Source organism: Vibrio sp. YT-16 (genome assembly GCF_033337405.1).
In the GTDB taxonomy this organism is placed as follows: Bacteria; Pseudomonadota; Gammaproteobacteria; order Enterobacterales; family Vibrionaceae; genus Vibrio; species Vibrio alginolyticus.
Genome location: NZ_JAWOQQ010000078.1, coordinates 1 through 1,362, shown reverse-complemented (window position 1 = coordinate 1,362; position 1,362 = coordinate 1). Strand labels below are relative to the sequence as shown.

General features: G+C 48.4%; 1 protein-coding gene. It reads right to left on the bottom strand.

Going from position 1 to position 1,362, the window contains the following annotated elements; all coding sequences use genetic code 11:
* The coding region (locus R7F07_RS24840) for an MATE family efflux transporter (RefSeq protein WP_411976919.1) at nucleotides 1–1,294 on the bottom strand (1,294 nt) is incomplete at its 3' end.
* Between the last annotated feature and the right edge of the window lie 68 nt (nucleotides 1,295–1,362).

Sequence of the window (1,362 nt, the reverse complement as noted above, 5' to 3'; positions counted from 1 at the left end):
GACGGTAACACAACGCCAACTTAACGACTTCCTCTGCAATCATCAGTGCATACACGTACTTAAACTCCCAACCAAGAACAAACGCAGCGATTGCACAAAGTGGTAAGCCTGTCATCCACATGGCGATAAAGTCCATGCGTAAGCAGAATACGTTGTCGCCACCAGCTCGAATAATCCCGTTAATGATGATCATGTTCAACATACGCAACCAAATCGCGCAGCACAAAATCATCACCGCAGGGGCGGCGAGTGGGTAAAGCTCAGGGTTGTCCAAATTCAATGCTGCAATGATCAACTCACGATTAAGAAGCAACAGTGCGCCGATGGAAATACCAAACACAAAGACTGCTTTGATAAAGAATTTTGCCATGTGTTCAGCTTGCTCAAAGGCATCACGCCCCAAGGATTGACCAATCATCACAGAGCATGCCACAGAGATCCCAAAGAAAATCGAGTAACAGAGTGATTCAAATGGGCCGAGCATACTAAATACTGCCAATTCGGTTGTCCCCATGTGGCCAAAAATCATCTGATAAACCATGGTGCCGATTGCCCAAAGTAGCGCACCTAGCGTCATTGGCAGCGCAATACGACGATAAGACAGCCACAGCGAAGGGCGTTCAGAGCCTTCTTTTACTTCCAGCAACCAGTGCTTCCGCCAACGCATGTAGGCAATCATGGCGAGTACTTGGAACAAACGAGAAATGGTCGTAGCGAATGCCGCACCAGCGACCCCCATTGCTGGGATGCCAAAGCCGCCTTTGATTAACCAGAAATTCAAACCAATATTAAGGACGATGGTCATTGCACCCATTAATAGCGGAGTGACGGTGTCTCCCGAGGAGCGCATGCTGGCTTCGAGCACGATGACGATATGCGTAAGCAACAGCACCGGAAACGCATACCACAAGTAAGTCGCACCCAACTCAATCACTCGTGTATCGCTGGTTTGTAAACGCATGATGAGTTCGCTACCAAGCGTGATGATCAACGTCACTGGGATAAGCACTTTTAAGCCAAATCGGATGGCGATACCAGTGACGGTTTTGGCACTGACGGCATCATTTCGCCCCCAATATTGAGCAACGAGCGTGCCGTTGGCAGAGGCTAGACCGGCCATGATCATGATCGCCACGAAATGCCATTTTGACGCAATTCCCACAGCCGCTGTCGCTTCTTTACCAAAGTCACTAACCATGAGAACATCAGCCAATGCCAATATCGCGACAAGCGCGCTTTGGATTGCAACAGGAAAACCTAAGCGAATAATCTGACGTAACAAGTCGCCAGACATAGGATTTGTTTGGTTTTTGATGTCAGTATTGTTCGTCATAGTCACTCCTCAGTTTGTGGGGGAATATA